The following is a 23,206-nucleotide window of genomic DNA, read 5'->3' as shown; positions in this document are numbered from 1 at the left end:
CAAACATGACAACTAAGGGTGTTAAATCTCCCATTCCACCCTTAGTGGTCTAGTTTGAGGCGAAATAGCGTCTTATAATCCCCTCCGCTCAACTTTGTATTTTGAAAGGAAGTAACTAATGGCCGGCAGTAAAAAATCCAACCGTCGTGAAGAGATCTTACAAGCATTGGCAGAAATGCTTGAATCAACAGATGGTGCTTCACGCATTACTACGGCAAAACTGGCCAAGCAAGTCGGCGTTTCAGAAGCCGCGCTGTATCGTCATTTCCCAAGTAAAGCGCGCATGTTCGAAGGGTTGATTGAGTTCATTGAAGAAGCATTGATGACACGTATCAACCGTATTCTAGACGACGAAAAAGATACTCTAGAGCGTATTCGTATGGTGATGCACCTGATTTTGGCGTTCTCTGAACGTAACCCTGGTCTGACACGCATTTTGTCGGGCCATGCTCTAATGTTTGAAAATGAACGCCTACGTGAACGCATCAATCAACTCTTTGAGCGCATAGAAACACAATTGCGCCAGATCCTGCGTGAACGTAAGATTCGTGAAGGGAAGTCTTTCCCTGTCGAAGAGCGCATCCTAGCCGCGCAAATTCTGGGACAAGTTGAGGGTAGCCTAAACCGCTTTGTGCGTAGCGACTTTAAATACCAGCCGACTGCAAACTTTGACGAGTACTGGGCGCTTTTGAGTGCACAAATAAAGTAAAAGATTATGAGTAAAGACAAATACACGCAGCCCGAGTTTTCTCTTTCACTTCTTCACCCTCGTAACTGGGGCGTATGGCTTGGTTTTGGTCTGTTGGCCATCCTCGTCAATATTCTTCCTTATCGGCTGCTGCTTTCATTAGGTCGTTCACTCGGTAAACTTGGCATGCGCTACGGTAAAAAGCGTGTCCACGTTGCTCAACGTAACTTAGAATTGGCCTTTCCAGACAAAACACCTGAAGAGATTCAACATATTGTTGAAGAGAACTTCAAAAATACCGGTATGGCACTCATAGAAACCGGGATCACTTGGTTCTGGCCGACTTGGCGCTTTAAAAACCTGATCGTCGAGAAAGATCTCGGCGCACTGCGTGAAAAAGCCAAAGAAGGTAAAGGCGTCCTACTTTGTTGTGTCCATGCTCTTAATCTAGAGATCACTGCGCGTGCTTTCGCCGTGTTAGGCGTGGCCGGGTACGGCGCGTTTCGTCCACATAATAATCCTGCTTATAACTTTATCCAGTATTGGGGACGGACACATAACGGCAATAAATTGATTGATCGTAAAGATGTGAAAAAGATGATTCGTGTATTACGCAGTGGTGAGCGTCTGTTCTATCTGCCGGATCACGATTACGGTCGCAAAAAATCAGTATTTGTGCCCTTCTTTGCCGTAGACGATGCGTGTACGACAACAGGCACGAGCATTCTGGCGTATACCTCAAAATGTGCGATCATCCCAGGCTCAGGGTTTCGCAATGACGAAGGAAAATACGACATCATCGCCGATAAGTGCATTGAAGCCGACTATCCACAAAAAGACGAAGTCGCCGCTGCCGCTTATATGAACAAGTATGTGGAAGAGGTCATTCTACGCGCTCCAGAGCAATGGATGTGGCTCCATAAACGCTACAAAACCATGCAAGATGAGCATGTCGAGAAAGGCATTCGCTATAAGTAAGTCGTCAAGGCGATAAATCCAAAAACAAAAAAAGGGCAGATGGATATCCATCTGCCCTTTTTACTTTTTCAGAAAAATAACAAATTAAATGCCGTATTCCGAGCGATAGGCTTTAACTGCTTCCAAGTGCTCAGCAGCGTCACCTTTCTCTTCTAAGTAAGTCACAAGATCACCCAAACTTACAATTGAAATCACGGCACAACCAAAATCACGCTCAACTTCTTGAATCGCAGAAAGCTCGCCCTTGCCCTTCTCTTGGCGGTCGATAGCAACCAGTACACCAGCAAGGTCTGCGCCATTTGCTTTAATAATTTCCATCGACTCACGGATTGCAGTACCTGCTGTGATTACGTCATCCACTAGCATGATTCGACCTTCAAGCGCAGAGCCTACAAGGTTACCGCCTTCGCCGTGATCTTTCGCTTCTTTACGGTTGAAACAGTAAGGCGTGTCGATATCGTGGTGATCCGCCAGCGCGACTGCTGTTGTCGTCGCGATTGGGATACCTTTGTACGCCGGGCCAAACAGCACATCAAACTCAATGCCCGAATCTGCAAGCGCGGCTGCGTAAAAACGACCAAGACGCGCTAGGTCACGACCAGTATTGAAAAGACCAGCGTTAAAGAAGTACGGGCTTTTACGGCCAGATTTCAAAGTAAACTCACCAAACTTAAGAACTTCTTTCTCAAGTGCAAACTCAATAAATTCACGCTGGTATGCTTTCATTATTTTCTCTCTATATCCTTGGTTTCTTGTGTCTCTTCTCGACAATCATTCATTTCTCTATTGTCGAGATAAAAAAATAGCCCCCATAATGGGAGCTATCTAAATCAATTGGCTAACGCCGCCTTCTGCGCTGCGACAATTTCCGTAATGCCGATTTTAGCCGACTCGAGCAATGCCATCAGCTGTTCGTGACTGAACGGTTCACCTTCTGCGGTGCCCTGAATTTCAATCATCTTACCTTCTTCGGTCATTACCACGTTCATGTCTGTGTCTGCCGCTGAATCTTCAACGTATTCAAGATCACACAATACTTCATCGCCTAGCAAACCAACTGAAACTGCCGCTACGTGGCCTTTCATTGGATTCGCTTTTAGCTTACCGCTATCCACTAGGTGTTGGAACGCATCGGCCATTGCAACACTTGCGCCGCTGATAGATGCAGTACGCGTACCACCGTCAGCTTGGATAACGTCACAGTCAACGGTGATCATGAACTCACCCATGGCTTTTAGATCGACAACGGCACGTAGGCTTCGCGCGATAAGACGCTGAATTTCCATCGTACGGCCGCCTTGTTTGCCACTTGCCGCTTCACGACGAGTACGAGAATGTGTTGCTCGAGGTAGCATGCCGTATTCAGCTGTAACCCAGCCTTTACCTTGGCCTTTTAGCCAACGTGGCACAGATTCTTCTACGGTCGCATTACACAACACTTTGGTGTTACCGAACTCAACTAGCACTGACCCTTCAGCGTAAGCTGTGTAGTTACGAGTAATTTTGATAGGGCGAACTTGATCCGCCTTGCGATCGTTTGGACGCATGGGCATCTACCTTAAATATGAGGAGAAGACGATTTGGTTGGGCGAAGATTATAACGGAATCGATTCCGGATTCATAGGTTACGCCGCTGGCACAACATAAACAATCCATACATCCCGCGCACCTATCGACGCAGCGTGATACACTCTTGAAGTAATTTTCAAAAAATGAAGACAGGAAAATTCGATGATTTACAGTATGACAGCGTATGCACGCAAAGAAGTAAAAGGCGACTGGGGTTCTGCGGTATGGGAAATCCGCAGCGTGAACCAGCGTTATTTAGAAACATACTTCCGCATGCCAGAACAATTTCGCGGATTAGAGCCCGTTTTACGCGAGCGTTTTCGTAAGCGCTTAGCGCGAGGCAAAGTGGAATGTAATCTGCGCTTTGAAGCAAACCCTGCCGCAAAAGGTGAGCTTAGCATCAACGAAGCGCTTGCTAGCCAGGTAATTAAGGCCGCTGAACAAGTCATGCACATGACTGGTGAACTGAGCCGAATCAACCCATTTCAAGTCATGCAATGGCCGGGGGTAATGGAAACTCCAGAGCAAGACATGGATGCGGTAAATAAAGTGCTACTAGAAGCGTTTGATGGCGCAATGGATGAGTTTATTGAAGCTCGTGCTCGTGAAGGCGAGAACATGAAAGCGCTGATTGAACAGCGTTTAGACGCCATCTCTGCAGAAGTCATAAAAGTGCGTGCCCGCATGCCAGAAATACTAGAATGGCAACGTGAGCGACTATTCTCGAAGTTCGAAGACGCTAAAGTGGAACTGGATCCGTCTCGTATCGAGCAAGAGTTGATTTTGCTAGCGCAAAAATCGGATGTTGCTGAAGAGCTCGATCGCTTGGACTCTCACGTAAAAGAAACCACAAACATTCTGAAAAAAGGTGGAGCAGTGGGTCGTCGTCTGGACTTCATGATGCAAGAGTTCAACCGTGAATCGAACACGCTAGCGTCGAAATCCATCAGCACCGACATCACCGCATCGGGCGTTGAACTGAAAGTACTGATTGAACAGATGCGTGAGCAGATCCAGAATATAGAATAGATTCCAACCAGTTCCATGCCCATGTATAAAGCCCTTAATTAAAAGGGCTTTCTTATTTCGCTCTTCTATACACATCCATGGAATTCATCATCAACCACGAATCTGCGGGGGGTAATCAGGCGCAGGCAAGTGGCAATATATCAATGATGTGCCAGTGTGAATCGACATGTGAGATCTCCGTTCGACGTGCTTTTTTATCACTCTACTATCTGCTGTCTTCGGGCCTTAGAATCGGTCTACCCGATACGGCTGCACGTCAAACTCAGGCTCCACTTGGCGCAATAGGCTAATAACCAACTCTGCACTAATGGCGGCTTGAGTCAGCCCTAGGTGCTGATTCCCAAAGGCAAACAATAACCGTGGATGACGCGGGTGCTGGTCTATCACTGGCAACGAATCCGCCAGAGTCGGCCTATGTCCCATCCATTCACTCACTTTAAGAGCAGGGTTGTTTAATCGTGGCAATAGTTGCCTACTGTGATGGCGCAGCACATTAAACCTGCGAGTAAATTCCGGTAAACGCAAACCACCTATTTCCGTGATCCCAACCACCCTTAAACCAGACGCCAAAGGGCTCATCACAAATTTACGCTCCGCAGAGCCAATCGGATGTTGGAGTGGCGGCGTCTCCATGTCGGCAGTCTCTATCGTCAGGTGGTATCCACGCTCCGCTTCAAGTGGGACAGATATCCCTGTTTGTTCTAACAGAGGCTTACCCCAAGCGCCGGTGCAAAGCACCACGTGCTCGAACTTATTTTGACTCGTCGCTGTGACCACCCCAACGGCGTTCTCTTGCAGAAGAATTTCACTCACTTCTGTTTGTTCAAAACACCCACCGCGCGCTTGAAAAACCGCAAACAGTTGCTTCGATAGTAAATAAGGATCTTTCACTCGACACGCATTAGGGAAAAACAGAGCGTGACTGACAGTCTCAGCCAGCTCTGGCTCTTTTTCCCTCAGTTGTGCGCCCTGCAGTAGGACACTTTCTATGTCCCATTGAGCAAGGTAAGCAGCATGCGTTTTGGCCTCGTCTAACTTATTTTCTGACTCCCATACCAACAGGTAACCTGACGGAACAAGATATTCTTCGGCCCCTATATCAGCCAAGCAGCGTTGCCAAGCAGGAACGGCCGCTTGATTGAGCTGGTAGAGCGCTTGTCGGCTTGCCTCCACTCGTGCAGAAGAAGCCGAGCGAACAAAACGCGCCAACCAAGGCAGGGCTTGAGGTAAATACTTCCAAGGAAGGGCCAACGGCCCCTTGGGATCCATCCACATCCTTGGCGCGGCAGCCAGTGTCTTTTTCGTTGCCAGAGGATCAATCAGTTCTGTAGCTAAATAGCCAGCATTACCAAACGAAGCGCCTTCACCCGGCAAACCCTTGTCAAACAAAGTGACTTGAAAGCCATGACGCTGTGCTTCTAGGGCGGTACAAAGCCCCAACACTCCAGCCCCCACTACCGCAACGGTGGGCTCGTCGTTAAAAGGGGTATGTTTCGCGGATTGTGTCATGTTCTACCTACTGGCTTAGCTAAAGAATGTATTGGCTACGGTTTAATGGGTACTGCTACTCGCTGGTGAGACAGGCTCTGTGCTTGCCGGCGCCTCTTGCTCCACACGCTTTGAGAACCACCCTGTCTGGGCGTATAAAATGCCAATCGCAGGTGATAACCAACAAGCAAACGCCAACGGTGCATACAACAAAGCACTGTAATCGCCTGGTGCGACAATCAGCCCCAAAGTTCCCATCACAAATGCACCACCTGCATTCCAAGGGATCAATGGCGAGACTAAGGTGCCCCCTTCTTCAATCGCCCTGGAAAGATTGAGTCGGCTATAGCCCAACTTGTCATATTGCGGCCCAAACATACGCCCAGGTAAAGCAATCGAGAGGTACACATCACCCGATACGGCGTTGGTCGCAACGGAAGTAAGAATGGCATTCGTTTGTAACCCTTTGAAGCCTCGTGTCGACTTCATCACGGCATTCACGACCGACTCTAAACACCCAGTCCGCTCCAGTGCACCACCAAATGCCAACGCAAACATCATCAAAGTGATCACCCAAGTCATTGAGGTAACGCCACCGCGATTTAGTAAGTTATCCAACGCGGCCGATCCGGTCTCTATCTTGTACCCACTGTGGGCAAACGTGAGAATGTCATTCAGATTGTAATCGTAATTATGAACCGCGACACCAGCGCCGAGAACAAAGCCAATAAACAGGGCTGGGATCGGTGCTATTTTGTAAAACGCCAATAGCATCACCACCAAGAGCGGCAGTAAAGGCAACAAACCGAGTAAGAAATGACTCTCCATGCCCGATTGAATCGCGGTGATTTGTTGTAGCTGTTGTTGAGCGTCAGAGGTCGCATCCCCCATCACCACACCACCAAGAATCGAGTACAGCGTCAAAGCGATCAGCATAGCTGGAATGGTTGTCGGCATCATATTACGAATATGAGCGAATACATTGGTTTCGGTTACGGCGGCAGCAAGGTTAGTGGTATCCGATAACGGTGAGATCTTGTCGCCGAAAAAAGCGCCTGAGACAACGGCACCCGCCGTCCAATATGCTGGAATACCAAACGCAAAACCGATTCCAACCAACGCCAGCCCGACCGTGCCCACGGTTGTCCAACTCGAACCAATCGAAAGAGATACCAAAGAGCACAACAGCATGGTGGCTGCCAAAAACCACTCTGGTTCAATCAAGACTAAACCGTAATAGATAAGAGTCGGTACTGTGCCACTGGCTATCCATGTACTTACCAGCATCCCTACCACAATAAGGGTTGCAATGGAGGGCATCGCCACATGTAAGACACGAAATGCGCCGGATTCGATGTCCTGCCAACGCAGCCCTTGGTACCAGCCAACTAACGCGGTAATAGCAAAACCAATCGCTAACGCGATATGTGGAGTAAAGTCGTCATAATAAAAAATCTGTGTCGCTAACAAGCCAATGGTGAGGATAATCGGTACGACCGCCAAGCCTAGTGGTGGCGGCACCGTATAATCTGAGTTCTTTTTAGTCATAGGTCTTTTTCCAAATCACGTCGCGAGGGACCGCACCTGAAAAGGTGCGGCGCGCATGGAAAACCTGATAGCGGATAACAAAGCCGCAAGCAGGGCAAAAGAAAAGCCAAGATATGCGTCGGCCTGATTACGATTTACGCACCCTGCACTGACTGATAAGCTAGAATCGCGCCCGCCAGATCTTCACGAGAGTCGCCAACCGATTTAAACAACGTGATCGCTGTTTCTGGTTCGTCGAGCTCTGCACGTCCTGCATGTTGGCCACTACACAACACCGAAAAGTCCGCTAAAATCTTCTCTTCGGTAATCGCTCCGTCACGGATAGGCATGATCAACTCGCCCGTTTCAACCAGTGCCGCCGCCTTCACATCCACGAATACATTCGCTCTCTGTAACGCTTCGTTGTCAGTCTCGCGCATTGTCGGTGTAAAACTCCCCACCAAATCTAAGTGCGCGCCCGGCTTCAGCCACTCACCTTTAATTAGGGGCTCGGTTGAAAGCGTGGCACAGCTAATGAGATCGGCTTCGCGCGCGACCGTTTCTAGTTGCTCATCGGAGCATGCAATGGCATCAACGCCCTCATCACGCAATTCTATAGCCAATTGCTCTGCCGCAGCCGGATTAATATCCCACACATGAACAGTTTCAATTGGACGTACACTCATATGGGCTGGTACTAGGCGTCGTGCAACGCGTCCTGCACCAACCATCAACATTTTGCTGGCCGTTTCACGCGAGAGGTAACGAGAAGCCAGTGCCGAGGCCGCCGCAGTTCTGCGCGCGGTGAGCTCATTGCCATCGATCTGAGCCAGCATTTGCCCTGTCTGACCACAACTCAGTAAATAGTGACTGCTGAGTCCAGGTTGATTACGCGCAGAATTCCCCGGAAAGACATTCACCTGTTTTACGCCCAAGTACTCGCCTTCAATCCATGCCGGCATTAATAACAAGGTCGCGCTAGGGTCTTGCGGCACATTCATCGTGTGATGGTGACGAATAGGCGCCGTTACATCACGGGTAAAAATATCTTTTAAAGCGTCGACCAATGGTAGCCAAGCTAGTGCATCGCGAACCTGTTGCTGGTTAAGTTGCATGTCATTCTTCCTTCCTTGTTAATATATTGTTATTTTATCTATTAATAGCGCCATTCATTTGCCCGAGACTCTGCGGTATTTAACCCAGACTCCGGAACTGAAAAACTTTGGGAAAGGAAAAGCTACATTGGGCAAACTAAGCGCGCGGATACAAGTAGGAAACTCACTGTGAATCAAACTCAGATAAGAAGAAATGTTATTGCCAGACGCCAGGGCCAACACCTGCACAGCTACGCTCAGGTATTGTTAGGCTGGCGAGGCACAATGGCGTGCGAGTTTGAACGCGAAAGTGGAAATATAGGCCATGGCACAGTGGCGATAGTGCCCGATAATGCCCCCCATTTTTATAATGGCTTAAGTGAAGATAGTGAGTTATTAGTCATCGACTTAGCGCCGGCTGACCCTTACATCCAAGCGCTGGAACAAGCGTGTAACTTGTCATTAAAGGAATCGGTATTTCAGCAGCCTTACTTCCTAGACTTGGGTACAGAAAGTCGGATATTGCTGGATTTTGCTGCGCAGAAAGTCAGTCAGGGGCAAATGTCACCACAGATAAACTGCCAGCTCGTGTCATTATTTTTAACGCAGCTTGGGCAAATGTCATCCAATGTCACACCACCAGCCCCGCATCGTCGCTTAGAAGCCAGCCATTTGAATACGTATATCGATCAAAACATTTCGACTGCGTTAACCAATGCTCAGCTAGCTCAGGCGATGCACCTCAGCGAAAGCCATTTTTACTGCTTATGCCAAAGGCAGTTTGGAGTGACACCACAAAAATACGTGATGCAGAGACGCATGCAAAAAGCACAATTTTTGCTGCGTAACAGCCATATGCCTATGACAGAACTTGCCGCCGAAGTCGGGTTTGCGCAGCTGTCGAGTTTTTCTCGTGCCTACAAACGCAGCTTTCAGCATTCGCCTAGTGACGTACGCCGAAAGTCGCGCTAAACGTATGCACTAGGCCTAACTACAGGCTGAACAACGTCATTTATGAGTAGCGAATGGCGTTCACAAACCACTCTTTGTAACCTTCTGGGGTTTTGACGCTAAACTCATCGTCGACTTCTATTTTTAGTCTTAGACCCCTCATGGGCATTGCCCCTGTGTATCTATCCATGAACAGGCCACCAGCATTAACAAGCAGTTTTCTAGTGTCCAAACTGATTCAAAAAGTCTTCAAATATGAATAAAAAGCTTAATGTTTTGTTTTTTTAATAAAAACACACGCTCAGAAAGACAGTTCCAAAACATTGAATGATCTAAAAGTCATCGAGTATTGAAACAAAAAAGCCCCGCTAGTGCGGGACTTTCTTTTATTCATCTTTTTCCAAGGTTCTGTTATCAACGTAGGGCCAATAATGATGCCCGACTCTGATGAGCAAGGTTGCCGCAGCTAAGATAAACGCTGCCAGAGATAACCACACAACCAAAACCGCATCCAGTTCTTTCATTCCAAGTGTGATATAGCGGGCGATCGCCATCATCGCGATATAGATAGGATAGCGTACCGGAATTTTTCCGTTCATCACGAACTGCTGCACCATGGCGAGCACTTCCAGATAGATAAACATCAAAAGAATATCCGTGAGTAAGACACGCTTCTCGACAAATACGTGTACAAACTCTTGCATCATGGCGTACAACGTCGCCAAGGTAATAGAGACTAGTAATACCGCCTCCAAAATATGGAAGATTTTCAGGAATGGTCGACTAAAGGATTTCGGTAAATTCGACGGCATGGTCCATTATCCAGACAAAGAAGATAGGCCTTGAGTTTAGCATGCAACGATCTTCAATCAATCATAATACTCAGGCGTCAATCAACACCAAGACCTAACATAGACCTATAAAAATGCTCCGCTTATTTGGCGGAGCGTTTTTGTGTTATAGGACCTGTGGCATCACTTACGCCACTTGCTGCTTTTTTTCAGCCAGGCGCTTTTTCTTCCGATATTTAGGGTGGGTGATCGGAATCGCAGATAGGAGTTTCTTGGTGTACTCGTTTTGCGGGTTTGCATAAATTTCTTTCGCGCTGCCTGCTTCTACCACTTTACCAAAATACATCACGGCAACTTTGTCTGAAACGTGTTTCACCACAGAGAGATCGTGAGAGATAAAGATGATCGCCAAGTTCATCTCTTGTTGCAGTTGTAGTAATAGGTTCAGAATTTGTGCCTGTACCGACACATCTAACGCAGATACCGATTCATCACAAATCAGTAATTTAGGCTTCAATGCAATCGCGCGAGCAATACCGATACGCTGACGTTGGCCGCCTGAAAACTCATGTGGATAGCGGTTGACTGCCGTTTCTGGCAAACCCACCTTGATTAAAAGCTCTTTTACCCACTGTTTGCGCTCGGCTGGTGTACCGATTTTATGAATAACAAACGGTTCTTCTAGAATCATACCGATGGTATGACGCTGATTGAGTGATTCCATTGGGTCTTGAAAGACGATTTGCATGTCTTTACGCAGCGATCGCATCTCTTTGACAGACAGTTTAGTGATGTCTTTACCTTCAAAGAAAATCTTACCTTCCGTTGGCTCGTATAACTTTAAGATCGTGCGCCCAAGGGTGCTTTTACCACAACCTGACTCACCAACTAGCCCCAGTGTTTCACCTTCAGAAACAGACAGTGAAACCCCGTCTACCGCTTTGATGGTGTAGCCTTTCTTGAACAGCCCTTTACCAGAAACAAAGTGCTGCTTAAGATTTTCAATTCTTAATACTTCTTTTGCCATAACATCCTCTTTTATGACTCGTTCACTTTGCCCAGTTAACTGACAAACATACTGGCATCAATAGGCTTGATATCGATCATCTGCTTCGGCTCATTATCTAAGCTCGGCATCAACCCCATCAAACGCTCCGTGTATGGGTGCTGTGGGTTATCAAACAACTCAAAAATTTCTGCTTTTTCGACAATACGCCCACCATACATCACGGCAACATCATCACACACTTCAGCCACAACCCCGAGGTCGTGAGTAATGAAGATCATTGCCATGCCTGTTTCTTCCTGAAGCTCATTCATCAGTTCAAGGATAGACGCCTGAACCGTAACATCCAACGCCGTAGTCGGTTCATCACAAATCAGAATATCCGGCTTACAGGCCAACGCCATCGCGATCATTACACGCTGGCGCATACCGCCAGATAGGTTATGGGGATACTCATTCAATCGTTTCTCTGGCATTGGGATTTTGACTTTTGCCAGCATCTCGATCGAGAAAGCCTCCCGCTCCTTTTTGTCGAGCTCAGGTCGATGAAGTTCAAGCACTTCACATATTTGGCGACCAATGGTGTGTACTGGATTTAGCGCCGTCATCGGATCTTGGAAGATGATCGAAATGCGATCGCCACGCATGGCGTACATCTCTTCCGCAGGCAAATCAACTAGGTTGGTGCCGCGATAATTCACTTCACCTTTGATGATGTTGCCATATGGCTTAGGTAAAAGACCCATGATCGACATTGAGGTTACGCTCTTACCACTGCCTGACTCTCCCACCAGACCGAGTGTACGTCCAGCTCTCACATCAAAGTTCACACCATGCAGCACCTTCACTGGTCCATCATCGGTGGTGAATTCAACTTCGAGATCTTTAACACTTAGGATTACATCGTTTTCCATAACCAATCCTTACAGCTTATAAGTGTCATCTACGACGACGACAGGTTCAAAAGCTTTGCCTGATTTCATCGCTTGTTTGGTTTCTTTCTTGATATCGCTATCAATCCAGTAAGTGCCATCCCCTATGATGCCACCACTGAACAACGCCTCTGTCATGCGATTCATTGGCTTATCAGGAAACTTTAGCCAGCGCCAGTGACCGTAGCGGACATAAGGAATCATGTAGCCTGTTACGATAACGTGCGCATCAATGATGTCACGCTGAATCTCATGACCTAGCTGGATCTTTTTATCCATATCCATGCTAAAACGATACTCGATGATCTTTTCATCCAGCTCTGGCGTGCTGTAGTTTGTGAAAGAGTTAGTTTGCGGCTTGTTCGCATTGACTGAATGGAAGTACTCCCAATACGTTGGGATCTCGGACGTACCCATATCTAAGAAAGCCAAATCGTGCTTTTTCTCACGGACGTATTTGAACATGGATGAGCCATCAACCAACTTGAGCTCAATATCCAACCCTGCTAGCTTGGCTTGCTCACGCAAAAAAGCAATACGAGGAGTATGAACAGGTGTTCCGTAGGTCAGCTCGAAGCTTAAACGCTCACCTTTGTCATTGACACGAATACCATCGGAACCAATTTTGTTAAAGCCTGCGGCTTCGAATGCCTCGGCCGCTTTTGCGGGGTCAAATTTCGGTGCTTTCGCGTCTGGTAGGGTGTATTTACCATGGCCATAACCGGTCGGGTTTGGCTTACGGGAGTAGTCACCACGCATGATATTCTCAATCATGCCATCAAAATCAATTGCGTAAGTAATGCCCTTGCGAACGTTTAAATCATCCAGTAAAGGCATCGCGGTGTTCATCCATACGCCGCCCGCACCGACTGGAAATTGGTTGTAACCCCAGAACTTTTGAATGTAGCCTTTTTGGTACGGTTCTGTGTTCGATTTATCGTGCCATAGACTTGGCAGAACCAGACCAAATGCATCCAACTTACCCTTTTCAAAATGCTTCATCGCAATATCGCTATCGCGGATCACCGTGATGCGAATCTTGTCGACATTGTAGCGATTTTGGTAGTACTTATTGCTGTAACCCCACCAATCTTCACCAACATGTTTGAAAGTCACACTTCTACCTTTTTTGATATCATCTAGGTAGTACGCACTGGTCGTTGGTTCACTTTTAAAGTTGTAGTAACGGACAAAGTTGTCGTGAATACCATCACCATTTTCGTCCTTTGAAGGATTGGCATAAAAGTGTGCGGGACGTGGGCGTAGGGCCCCCATTCTTAGCAACAATTCTTCCGGATTGAACTCTTTCGCGGCCTTAACAGCAAACGTATGAGCGTCGTACTTAATAACGTCCGCAATGGTTTTGTTGTAATAATCGTTGTACCAAGGCTCTAGGATATCCTTAGAACGATAAAACTTAAGCATGAATACAAAATCGTCGGCAGTCACAGGCTTGCCGTCCGACCATTTAGCTTCTGGGTTGAGTTTGAAATAGACGGTTTTATTGTCGCCAGCTAACGCCCACTCATTAGCAAGTTCAGGGATGAACTCTAAAGTGTCTGGGTGGCGAACCACCAATCCAGGGGTTTCATCCAAGATAAAGGAACGCAACCCCGCATTAGCGTCTGGGCCAACACTACGTAACGTCTGTGGAAAACTTGACATGAAGGTGCGATAGGTCCCTCCACGTTTCGCTTCAGGCGAACCATATTGAGGCTCATCCCAGTTTGTTTGCCAGTTTAAGTCCGTCGGAAGCGTTGCTGACATTGCACCAAAACTCAGGGCGCTCAGCGTGGACGCTAAAAATAATTTCTTCATAAAACTTCCCTTTTTTATGTTTTGCTCACAATGCTCGCTTAAACATAGCGTGTGAATTTTTTCGGGTCGAAGGCCGCTCGAATGGCTTCACCAATAAAGGTCACCATTACCAACACGAGTACAATTGACGTCACCACTGAGGCAACAATCCATGGCGAGTCTAGGTTAGATTTACCTTGTTGTAGCAGTTCCCCCCAACTTGGCGTTGGTGGCATCAGACCTAAACCTAGATAATCCAAAGCGGTCAGCGCAGTGATGTTTGCTGCAATAGTGAACGGCGCCAATGTCACAATCATTACCATCGTATTCGGTAGGATGTGATTAAACAAAATACGTCCCGTCGATGCCCCTAAAGCACGTGCCGCCATTACGTATTCTCGTGCCGCTTCTTTATAGGTCATGGTTCGCATGTACCATGTCATCCCCATCCAAGTGAAAAGCACGTTAATAGCGACAAAGAGAGCGAACGTCGGCTGAACGATTGAGACAAGAATCATAATGACGTACAAAAACGGCACCATTGACCAGATTTCGATAAGTCTCTGCACAAACAAGTCAAATTTACCGCCCCAAAAGCCCATAGCACAACCAACTGCGGTGCCGATCGCGTAGGAAATTGCCATGGTGAGCAAAGCAAATCCCATTGCCGTTCTGAATCCGTAGACAAGTCGCGCCAAAATATCGCGACCTATCACATCTGTACCTAAATAATGCTTGTTTTCGGCACTAGGTGCTGTTGGCGGGAAATCACCACTAAAATCTTGTTCATATGGGTTCCATGGCACAAGCGGCAAAATAACAAAGTTGTCGCCCCCTTCGGCCTCAAACGCTTTTTGCAGCACGCGATAATCCGCTTCGCTGGATGACTCTTGGCCGAATTCACTGCCTAAACGGACATCACTGACAACAGGAAAATAGTAGCTACCATCGTACTTGACGACTAGCGCTTTACTATTAATCAGAAGTTCAGCAAAGAGCGACAGGATCAACATGATTGAGAGAATGACAAACGACCAATAACCTCGTTTGATCTCTTTAAAGTGGCGAATTTTCTTTTGAGTTAATGGACTAACTTTAATCATGTTACGCTCCAAACTTCACACGTGGGTCGACTAAAGCAACACAAATATCTGAAATAATGTTACCAATGAGCAGCAACAGCGCATTAATGGCGACAATACCCATAACAACAGGGTAATCACGCTCCATGATTGATTCGTAACCCAATAAACCAATGCCATCAATATTGAAGATAACTTCAATCAGGAAGGCACCAGTCATGAAGAACAACAAAGAGTTACCAAAGTGACTCGCGATTGGGATTAAGCTGTTACGCAACGCGTGCTTACGAACCGCCTTTTTGAAAGGTAAGCCCTTCGCGATAGCTGTACGGATATAGTCTGAAGAAAGGTTTTCCATCAGGTTGTTTTTCATCGTCATTGTCAGTGTTGCAAAGTCGCCAATGAGGTAACAGATTAAAGGCAACACCGCGTGCCACATGATGTCCTTGGCGCGTTCAAAGAAAGTTTCGTAATCGTCGAAGTCATCGCCGACAAAGCCTCCCATCGGAAACCATTCCAAGTGATAACTAAATAGCGTGATTAGCAATACACCCACCACATAGCCAGGCAAGGCATAGCCCACAAAGATGAGTATTGAAGAAGCGGAATCAAACACAGAGCCGTGCTTGAGCGCCTTGTAATAACCAAGAGGGATCGAGATAAAATAACTGATAAAAAAGGTCATGCCGCCATAAAATAACGACACAGGTAAACGCTCTGCAATCATGTCAGAGACAGGCTCGTAGTAACGTGTTGACTCACCAAGGTCTAGCACGACCAAGCGACTTAGCCACTCCACATACGCTTCTGTCACTGGCTTATCCAGACCGTAAAACGCATTTAGCTCAGCGATTTGATCATCAGAAAGGGCGGTATTGCCACCAGCAGACGTCATTGATGCGGCACCATCCCCTTGAGACTGCATTTGTGACAACATGCGTTCAACAGGTCCGCCCGGCACGAAACGAGTGATAGCAAAGATAAGAATAGTTATCCCGAGAAACGTTGGTATCACCAACGCCAAACGGCGTAAAAAGTACGACAGCATATACAACTTGCTCCTTGTCTACTGTCCAGTTCAGGCAGAGTGAAAGAGGAAGTTCCCCGCCCAAAGTGGTGCATATTTATCTCGTAGTAACTAAAACTGTTGAAACACACTCCCTGCGTTTCAAGAACCAGACTTTTCTACTACTGCAATAATTTCAGCGTCATATTTATCTTGAATCCACATCAGCTTCAAGTGTTTGAAACCAAAACATGACAAACTTCCTCCGAAGTCGAAAAACAGAAATGTTTTTGTAAAAAATTATAAAAAACCACAAAAATAATTCACACAGAATATCAATCTAGGCTGTTTAGAGCCAAAACCCTACATAAAAATGCAAATACATGGAATAAATAGACATATCCACCACATGTATATTTGACCTAAAAATACGAGTGAGCCCTTTTACAGCAATGGGTATCATATTTTGATACCACCCTATAAGTTCGAGTCACCAAAGTATGGATTCGATATAAAACTCATCTCAGAACAATTCACTGGAAAAATATCTTTTTTCAGATTCAATTACCCACTAAAAAACCATAGGCAAGATAAGTCATTAAAGTTTATAAGAAACACAAAATACGGTGTTTTATTGAAATTTGATGTCGCCTTGGTAAGGCTATTTAGTTTTTTATTCCGCGTTTTAAACCAACTCTGGTTATTTACATCTTTTTTACATTTAAGCATCCCCGTTTACCACTGGTTTGACTTCCTTTTTTCATCTCGGTTATACATTGGCCGAACGTTAACGAAATATTAACGTCACAATTGGCCGCTATGCGGCCAGACATAGGAAATAATAATAATCGGAGCAACAAGGATGTATAAAAACACAACCGCTTTATCTGTTGCGATAAGCCTTGCGTTAGGGACAGCAGCAGTCGTAGCCCCAGCAACAGCACTGGCAGAAGAGCAACAAGTTGAAAAACTTCAAAAGATGAAAGTTACTGGTTCGCGTATCTCCACGACGGATATGGAAGGTCCTTCACCAGTTACTGTTATTAATAGTAAAGATATTGAATCTAAAGGTTTTAACAGCGCGCAAGACGTGTTGAACAGTTTGACTCAAAACACCGGTGGTGTAATGGCTCAAACGAACTCTTTCTCATTCACACCTGCAGCACAGTCAGTCAACTTACGTGGTCTTGGCGCTTCACGCACATTGATTCTTATCGATGGTCGTCGCCTTCCTCAATACCCACTGGCTCAAGATGGCACCTCTAACTTCCAAGACATTGGTCAAATCCCTGTTGCCGCTATCGAGCGTGTTGAAGTAATGACTGATTCAGGTTCCGCTATCTACGGCTCCGACGCGATCGGCGGTGTCGTAAACTTCATTTTAAAGAAAGACTTTGATGGCGTTTCTGTAAAAGTACGTGCGGGTGACGCAACAGATGGTGGCTACCAAAATGGCCGTTTAGACGTTGTTGCCGGTAAAGATTTTGACGATAAACGTATTCTCTTCGTTGGCCAATTTGCGGGCAACGAAATGCTTAAGCAATCTGACCGAGATGATTGGGCTGGCGATGACGGTTCTAGCCGTTCTCAGCTAAGTGGTTATTCTAGCTACGGTGCAAACTTTGAAGGCGCAAACGGAACACTTCTAACACCAGCTGATGCTGGTTCTTCATGTAAAGAAGTCGTTGGTGATGCCGCTATTGAACGAGCGGATGGCAAGTGTGGTGTTAACCGCTCTGCATACCGAACGTTGAAACCAGAGAACAAACAAGTAGACCTGCTTTTACGCGGTGAGATGGACATTAACGACAATGTCACTGCCATGGCAGAAGCCCGTTTTGGCTACAAGTCTACAGAATCTGAATTCGAACCTAACCCTTACAGCGTAGAAGTTGATGCCACTCACTTCCGTGGCGAAGGTGAATACACTCGCCGTATGGTCGAATTTGGCCCACGCGAAAGTAACACTGAAGCCGATTCTTTTGGCTTAACCTTAGGCTTGAACGGCCTGCTTGCTGATACGTATGATTGGGACCTATCAGCTGGTTACTCTGAGCAAAGCGTTGAAACAAGCAACCCAGCAATCTTCCTAACTCTTGATCAAGCCGTACAAAATGGCGATGTCGATCTTCTAGGGCCTATCTCTCAAGACGTCGTAAACAAATACAGCGGCACATCAAGCAAAGAAGCCTACTCAAAGCTTTACTCTGTTAACGGCTCACTGGCTGGTGATTTGGTTGAACTGCCTGCTGGTATGTCTGGCTTTGCTGTTTATGGTGAATGGAACCGTACTGACTACAATGAAACGATTGATGCGACAACAGCAGCTGGTGGTTTCTCTGGTCTAGGCGGAACATCAGGTGGCGGTGACCGTGATCAGATTGGTCTTGGTGTCGAAGCCCTAATTCCTATCATTGAAGATTTGGAAATGACTGTCGCTGGTCGTTATGACCACTACTTCGACGACTCGGCAACAGGCGGAGCCTTCACTCCTAAAGTAGCACTAGCATACCGTCCTACTGACACTCTATTGCTTCGTGGTAGCTACGGTCTAGGTTTCCGAGCTCCTGACTTGAAACGACTATTTGGCGATCAAACTCGAGGCTTTGGTTCTGGTTTTGACCCTGTGCTTTGTGCCAACGCTGGTGGTAGCGGCCCACAAGATAAAGATAAGTACCCAGAGTGTGATACTCAATACTTCGATACGCTTAACGGCCCTAACTCTGAGCTGAAAGAAGAAACAAGTACAAACATTAACTTGGGTCTAGCTTGGGAACCTGTGGATGACCTTGGCGTAACCGTTGACTGGTACCACATCAAGATGGAAGACGTCGTAACAGCACCAACTTACCAAGACGTAATTAACGATCCAGGTAAATACCCAGGCACAGAAGTAGTTCGTAATACAGATGGTACAATCAAGTCCGTATCTTACGGCCCAGTCAACCAGTCATATGAAGAGCGTTCTGGTGTTGACCTTGCTGTGAAATATGCTTACGACACTAATGAGTTCGGTTCATTCAATACGCGCGTAGCTGTAACTAAGATCTTGATTGCTGAATATCAAGAAAACGACAGTGAGCCAGTAACGGATGAAAGAGATTTCATGCCTGAATACACCGCAACGTTAAACCTTGGCTGGGCATATGAAGATGTCGCTATCAACCTATTTGGTAAATACCGTGACCGTATGTGTTCAAGCTATGCGAACCGTTACTACTTTGATGACTGTGACTCTGCTAAGAAAGCTGGTTACAAAGCAGAAATCGCGAGCATGACAACATGGAACCTAACGGCTTCTTACCAATTCAACGAGAGTGGTCGTGTAACTCTTGGTGCTATCAACATGTTTGACAAGGTACCGCCTGCCGATCCTCTAAATGATACCTCTCCATTCTATGCAACTGGATATGACGATCCAATCGGCCGTCAGCTTTACATCGAGGCATCATACGACTTCTAAAAAATATTTGGCGCGGGTTTTCCGCGCCCTTTTCGACTGACTAAAACACTGACAAGGATGCAACCATGAAATTTAAGGAATTTGGTCTCAGTGCCATAGCTGCAGCATTGCTTACTATCAGTAGTAGCTCTGTAGCGGCCAACTCTGGTGCTGTCGTTTCCACACAAGCAAAAGCAAATCAATCTTCAGAAGCTTCGCAACAAAAAATCGACAACTATGCCGAAAGCACTGAAGGCATGTTGGCAGAATACAAAGGCTTACTTCGTCAAATCGACAGTATGAAAGTCTACAACGAGCAAATTAACCGTATGGTTCAATCGCAGCAAGGCGAGTTGGACTCATTAAATAACCAAATTGCTCAAATCGATCAAACGGCAACAGAAGTGGTGCCACTTACATTAAAAATGATCGATGCACTCGACGAATTTGTGACTCTCGATCTGCCTTTCCAGAAAAAAGAGCGTAATAAGCGAGTTCAAGAACTGCGTCGTCTCATGGATCGCGCCGACGTAACAACTTCAGAGAAATTCCGTAAAGTGATGGAAGCGTACCAAATTGAAGAAGGCTTCTCTCGCTCAATCGAATCTTACAAAGCTAGCCTAGACCGAAATGGTGAAACCGTGACTTACGATTTCCTACGTATTGGTCGCACAGCACTTCTATTCCAATCTCCAGACGGTGGTGAGACAGGTATGTGGAACCAACAAACACGTCAATGGGAAACATTACCAGAAAGCTACCGCATCGCGGTACAGCAAGGCCTTCGTATCGCGAAGAAGCAAGCGCCACCAGCGCTAATCAAACTGCCTGTATTTGCTGGGGAGGAATAAGAGATGAAAGGATTCAAAACGCTAGCCGCTGGCCTACTAGCGAGCTTATTTATGGTTTCTGGCGTACAAGCAGAAGCGCCTAAAAACTTATCTGAACTACTTAAAAACGTAAAATCAGAAAGCATCGTTGAGTCGAAAGAGAACAAAGCCCGTGAAGCTGAGTTCAAGAACAATCGCGATAAGCAAGCGGCATTATTGCAACAAGCTCGCGAAGAGTTAGCTGCGCAGCAAGCACTGGGCGATCAACTTAAAGCAACATTTGATGAAAACGATAAGCAGCTAACTGAACTAACAGAAACCCTACGTGTTCGCTCTGGTACTTTGGGCGAAATGTTTGGTGTGGTCCGCCAGTATGCGGGAGAGTTTAAGGGCTTATTTGCAGCCTCTCAAAACGCTGTTCAGTTCCCAGAGCGTGACGCTCTACTAACGAAACTGGCTGAAAGTAAAGAACTGCCGTCAACACAAGAGCTAGAAGCTTTCTGGCATACCATTCTTCAACAAGTGGTTGCTTCTGGCGAAACTGCAACAACCCAAGCAACGGTTGTTTATGGCGAAGGTAAAGAAGCGGTTCGCGATGTCACTCTTGTCGGTGAATTTAACGCGATTGCCGATGGTAAGTACGTCACTTATGTACCTCAAACAGGTAAGTTCGAAGAACTCTCTCGACAGCCTCGCACCAATATTACACGTCATGTTGCAGGCTTTGAATCAGCGTCAAACAGCTATGAACCACTGTTTATTGACCCATCCCGTGGTGTCATTTTGTCTCTACTTGTGCAAAGTCCTACCGTTCAAGAACGTATTGATCAAGGTGGCATTGTAGGTTACGTCATCCTTGGTATGGGTGCAGTTGGCGCTATCATTGCTCTTGTTTGCTTCCTACGCCTTCAAGTGATTGGCGGTAAAATGCGTAAGCAAGCGAAATCAGAAACCGTGATTCCTGGCAACCCATTGGGTGAAGTTATCCAAGCTTACCAAGAGCACAAAGGTGACAACCTTGAAGATCTGGAAGCGAAGCTGGACGAAATCATTCTACGTAATGCTCCAAGCATTGAGCGCTTCATCAGCTCCATCAAGCTTTTTGCTTCTGTAGCTCCTCTACTTGGCCTACTGGGTACGGTAATGGGTATGATCGGCACATTCCAAGCCATTACTCTGTTCGGTACCGGCGATCCTAAACTGATGGCTGGCGGTATTTCTGAAGCTCTTGTTACCACTATGCTAGGTCTGGTTGTCGCAATTCCATTGCTGTTCCTTTACACCATCGTACACAGCAAAGGTCGTCGTTTGGTTCAAACTCTTGAAGAACAGAGTGCAGGCTTCATCGCTCGCTATCAGGAAAAACTGCATAAAGCCGAAAGCTAAGGAGGCGTTATGTGGTGGTTAGTTGGAGAACTTGAATCAATTAGGCGCTTCTTGGGAATGGGTGGCGATGTACTCGTCGCCATCTTCATCCTCAGCTTTATGCTGTGGGCAGTATTGTTAGAACGTTGGTTCTATTTTGCTGCCGTCGCTCCAAAAGCCATGAAAAAAGCCGTTGGCTCATGGCAAGGGCGCTCAGAGCATCAAAGTTGGAACGCTAAGATGATCCGACAAGAAATCGTTTCTCGTCAGGATATTGAGAATAAAAAGGGACTACCAATCGTGAAAGTATTGATTGCACTCTGTCCCCTACTGGGTCTACTCGGCACCGTTGTCGGCATGATCCAAGTATTCGACATCTTAGCGGTAACAGGAACAGGAAGCCCTCGAGCAATGGCCTCGGGGATCTCAAAGGCAACAATCCCAACTTTAGCCGGGATGGTGGCTTCTCTATCAGGACTGTTCTTTAGTTCACGTCTTGATCATTTAGCCAAAGTCACAACGCAAAAGCTGGAAGATAAGCTAAAGCATATTGCCTGAGTAAATGGAATTAGAGGTATAGGTCATGAAAAGACGCTATAGCAGTGATAGCAGTGATGAAACCGCTATCGATATGACACCGATGCTCGACATCGTATTTATCATGTTGATCTTCTTTATCGTAACAACATCGTTCGTAAAAGAAGCAGGTCTAGAAGTAAACCGTCCGACGGCAAGCTCAGCGCAAACCGTTAAGAAAGGTAACATCATGGTCGCAGTTGGTGCGGCGGGTGATGTTTGGGTTGATAAGCGCCGCATCGAAGTGGACGCGGTTCGCGCGAACATTGAACGTCTTCGTGCAGAAAGTCCTGATGGCGCAGTTGTTATCCAAGCCGACACTGAAGCAAATGCTGGCGTAGTCGTGAAGGTTATGGACCAGATCAAAATGGCAGGTGTAGAAAGCATCTCCATTGCCGCAACCAATAAGGATTAAGCTTATGCGGTATCTGGCCTCAATTGCACTGGCGCTCATTGTCTCCCTCGGGTTGTTCTGGGGGATGGACAAGCTAGTAAACAAAGAGCGCCACGAGTTAGTGTCGAATGATGACCTGCGTATGGTCGAGTTTATTCGCATTAAACCAGAAGAAAAAATACAGGAGAAAAAACGCGAACTTCCAAAACCACCACCACCTAAGCGTCCGCCGCCGCCACCAGAAATGAAAGTGACAGCGACAGTAAAACCGGTGATGGAGCAGACCCCAATGGACATGCCAAAACTTGACCTACCCGTAAATGTTACAGGTGGTTCGGTGCTTGGACATTATAGCCAGGGTGGAGGTGCACAATTAGCGGGTAGCGGAGGTCCGACCCCTCTTGCAACATTCCAACCTCAAATGCCTAGGAAGGCTGCGAAAGCCGGAATAGAAAAAGGGGTCGTCTTATTAGAGTTTACTGTAAACGCACGTGGTGCCGTAGAGGACATCAAAGTTCTTAAAGAGCAACCACGACGCTTAGGCCTCGGTCGAGCGGCAAGAAAAACAGTCTCTAAATGGACATTTAAACCAAAATTGGTTGACGGAAAACCTGTTAGCTCGCGCCTATCGCAAGAAATAGAGTTCTCAACCAATTAAGGA

Annotated in this window: 21 protein-coding genes and 1 pseudogene; 10 read left to right on the top strand and 12 right to left on the bottom strand. The window is 46.6% G+C overall.

Annotation, left to right across the window (positions count from 1 at the left end):
- Window positions 1-118 precede the first annotated feature (118 nt).
- Window positions 119-709 (top strand): nucleoid occlusion factor SlmA, encoded by a 591-nt coding sequence (slmA, locus tag ACWPOD_RS12220; protein WP_005379386.1) that lies wholly within the window; start codon window positions 119-121, stop codon window positions 707-709.
- Between the two features lie 6 nt (window positions 710-715).
- Window positions 716-1,666, top strand: a complete 951-nt coding sequence (locus tag ACWPOD_RS12215; protein WP_033905948.1) for a Kdo(2)-lipid IV(A) acyltransferase — start codon at window positions 716-718, stop codon at window positions 1,664-1,666.
- An 84-nt stretch (window positions 1,667-1,750) separates the two neighbouring features.
- Here the strand turns inward: ACWPOD_RS12215 and pyrE are convergent, their stop codons facing one another.
- Window positions 1,751-2,392, bottom strand: coding sequence for an orotate phosphoribosyltransferase (gene pyrE, locus ACWPOD_RS12210; RefSeq protein ID WP_006741831.1), 642 nt, complete (start codon window positions 2,390-2,392; stop codon window positions 1,751-1,753).
- A gap of 104 nt (window positions 2,393-2,496) precedes the next feature.
- Complete coding sequence (gene rph / locus ACWPOD_RS12205; RefSeq protein WP_104971148.1) at window positions 2,497-3,213, bottom strand: ribonuclease PH; 717 nt, start codon at window positions 3,211-3,213, stop codon at window positions 2,497-2,499.
- Between the two features lie 184 nt (window positions 3,214-3,397).
- On the opposite strand from rph, the gene ACWPOD_RS12200 reads away from it, so the two are divergent.
- Window positions 3,398-4,264 (top strand): YicC/YloC family endoribonuclease, encoded by an 867-nt coding sequence (locus tag ACWPOD_RS12200; protein ID WP_167427018.1) that lies wholly within the window; start codon window positions 3,398-3,400, stop codon window positions 4,262-4,264.
- A 225-nt stretch (window positions 4,265-4,489) separates the two neighbouring features.
- Here the strand turns inward: ACWPOD_RS12200 and ACWPOD_RS12195 are convergent, their stop codons facing one another.
- From ACWPOD_RS12195 to lhpI, 3 genes are all read right to left on the bottom strand, one after another.
- Entirely contained in the window at window positions 4,490-5,773 is a 1,284-nt protein-coding gene (locus tag ACWPOD_RS12195) for an NAD(P)/FAD-dependent oxidoreductase (protein WP_167427019.1), read from the bottom strand.
- Between the two features lie 42 nt (window positions 5,774-5,815).
- The gene (gene nhaC / locus ACWPOD_RS12190; RefSeq protein ID WP_167427020.1) at window positions 5,816-7,300 is read right to left on the bottom strand and encodes a Na+/H+ antiporter NhaC; all 1,485 of its coding nucleotides are present in this window, start codon (window positions 7,298-7,300) and stop codon (window positions 5,816-5,818) included.
- 134 nt (window positions 7,301-7,434) lie between these two features.
- Window positions 7,435-8,394 carry a bifunctional Delta(1)-pyrroline-2-carboxylate/Delta(1)-piperideine-2-carboxylate reductase gene (gene lhpI, locus ACWPOD_RS12185; RefSeq protein WP_167427021.1) on the bottom strand — a complete coding sequence of 320 codons (960 nt, stop codon included), beginning with the start codon at window positions 8,392-8,394 and terminating at the stop codon, window positions 7,435-7,437.
- Between the two features lie 168 nt (window positions 8,395-8,562).
- Between lhpI and ACWPOD_RS12180 the strand changes: the two genes are divergently transcribed.
- On the top strand, window positions 8,563-9,345 hold the full coding sequence (locus tag ACWPOD_RS12180) for an AraC family transcriptional regulator (protein WP_167427022.1): 783 nt from the start codon (window positions 8,563-8,565) through the stop codon (window positions 9,343-9,345).
- Window positions 9,346-9,385: 40 nt separating this feature from the next.
- Here ACWPOD_RS12180 and ACWPOD_RS12175 read toward each other — a convergent pair.
- From ACWPOD_RS12175 to ACWPOD_RS12145, 7 genes and pseudogenes are all read right to left on the bottom strand, one after another.
- Window positions 9,386-9,472, bottom strand: a pseudogene (locus tag ACWPOD_RS12175) (transcription elongation factor GreB); the annotation flags it as partial.
- Window positions 9,473-9,710: 238 nt separating this feature from the next.
- Window positions 9,711-10,136, bottom strand: a complete 426-nt coding sequence (locus ACWPOD_RS12170; protein WP_012841209.1) for a phosphate-starvation-inducible protein PsiE — start codon at window positions 10,134-10,136, stop codon at window positions 9,711-9,713.
- A gap of 166 nt (window positions 10,137-10,302) precedes the next feature.
- On the bottom strand, window positions 10,303-11,142 hold the full coding sequence (locus ACWPOD_RS12165; protein WP_005394930.1) for an ABC transporter ATP-binding protein: 840 nt from the start codon (window positions 11,140-11,142) through the stop codon (window positions 10,303-10,305).
- A 35-nt stretch (window positions 11,143-11,177) separates the two neighbouring features.
- On the bottom strand, window positions 11,178-12,035 hold the full coding sequence (locus ACWPOD_RS12160; RefSeq protein WP_167427023.1) for an ABC transporter ATP-binding protein: 858 nt from the start codon (window positions 12,033-12,035) through the stop codon (window positions 11,178-11,180).
- Between the two features lie 9 nt (window positions 12,036-12,044).
- A complete protein-coding gene (locus ACWPOD_RS12155; protein WP_005394933.1) occupies window positions 12,045-13,871 on the bottom strand; it encodes an extracellular solute-binding protein in 1,827 nt (608 codons plus the stop codon).
- A 38-nt stretch (window positions 13,872-13,909) separates the two neighbouring features.
- Window positions 13,910-14,953: an ABC transporter permease gene (locus ACWPOD_RS12150; protein ID WP_006741815.1), complete on the bottom strand. Its 1,044-nt coding sequence runs from the start codon at window positions 14,951-14,953 to the stop codon at window positions 13,910-13,912.
- Between the two features lies 1 nt (window position 14,954).
- Window positions 14,955-15,980, bottom strand: coding sequence for an ABC transporter permease subunit (locus tag ACWPOD_RS12145; RefSeq protein WP_005394935.1), 1,026 nt, complete (start codon window positions 15,978-15,980; stop codon window positions 14,955-14,957).
- Between the two features lie 820 nt (window positions 15,981-16,800).
- Between ACWPOD_RS12145 and ACWPOD_RS12140 the strand changes: the two genes are divergently transcribed.
- From ACWPOD_RS12140 to ACWPOD_RS12115, 6 genes are all read left to right on the top strand, one after another.
- The gene (locus tag ACWPOD_RS12140; protein ID WP_047009405.1) at window positions 16,801-19,401 is read left to right on the top strand and encodes a TonB-dependent receptor plug domain-containing protein; all 2,601 of its coding nucleotides are present in this window, start codon (window positions 16,801-16,803) and stop codon (window positions 19,399-19,401) included.
- Window positions 19,402-19,466: 65 nt separating this feature from the next.
- On the top strand, window positions 19,467-20,231 hold the full coding sequence (locus tag ACWPOD_RS12135; protein ID WP_104971145.1) for a DUF3450 domain-containing protein: 765 nt from the start codon (window positions 19,467-19,469) through the stop codon (window positions 20,229-20,231).
- A gap of 3 nt (window positions 20,232-20,234) precedes the next feature.
- Complete coding sequence (locus tag ACWPOD_RS12130; RefSeq protein WP_065275018.1) at window positions 20,235-21,596, top strand: MotA/TolQ/ExbB proton channel family protein; 1,362 nt, start codon at window positions 20,235-20,237, stop codon at window positions 21,594-21,596.
- A gap of 9 nt (window positions 21,597-21,605) precedes the next feature.
- Window positions 21,606-22,133, top strand: a complete 528-nt coding sequence (locus ACWPOD_RS12125) for a MotA/TolQ/ExbB proton channel family protein (protein WP_005379363.1) — start codon at window positions 21,606-21,608, stop codon at window positions 22,131-22,133.
- Window positions 22,134-22,158: 25 nt separating this feature from the next.
- A complete protein-coding gene (locus ACWPOD_RS12120) occupies window positions 22,159-22,566 on the top strand; it encodes an ExbD/TolR family protein (protein ID WP_005379359.1) in 408 nt (135 codons plus the stop codon).
- 4 nt (window positions 22,567-22,570) lie between these two features.
- Window positions 22,571-23,203 (top strand): energy transducer TonB, encoded by a 633-nt coding sequence (locus ACWPOD_RS12115; RefSeq protein WP_006741809.1) that lies wholly within the window; start codon window positions 22,571-22,573, stop codon window positions 23,201-23,203.
- Window positions 23,204-23,206 lie beyond the last annotated feature (3 nt).

It is taken from the genome of Vibrio sp. JZG120, assembly GCF_053890955.1.
Note: the sequence above shows the minus strand (reverse complement) of the source record. Positions and strands in the feature narration are given on the sequence as shown.